This window comes from Microbacterium sp. KNMS, from assembly GCF_053851835.1.
The window spans coordinates 1-262 of the sequence record NZ_JBSQBP010000130.1; the positions used below are offsets into that span (position 1 = coordinate 1).

Genomic DNA, 262 nt, shown 5'->3' on the forward strand with positions numbered 1-262 from the left:
GTTAGGAACTATCTTGCCAATAGGAACTATGAGTTAGTGACAGGTGTCTATCTCGATGGTGATAAGCTTTCGAGTAAACTCTACATGAAATACTACAATGACAAACCAGAACACGACCTATCTCAAGGTTTTAAGTTAAACGATGAAATTAGGGAATACGAATATAACACTTTAATCGATAATGCAATATATGAGGAAGATTTATGATTTACATAGTTAAACTGAAGAATGATCACGATGATTTAATTAAATTGGGTTACAC

General features: G+C 32.8%; 1 protein-coding gene. It reads left to right on the forward strand.

Annotated elements, in window-relative coordinates:
- Positions 1–207 (forward strand): hypothetical protein (locus ACWXWW_RS18125; protein ID WP_455971414.1); only part of this gene is annotated, 207 nt, incomplete at its 5' end.
- Positions 208–262: the final 55 nt, after the last annotated feature.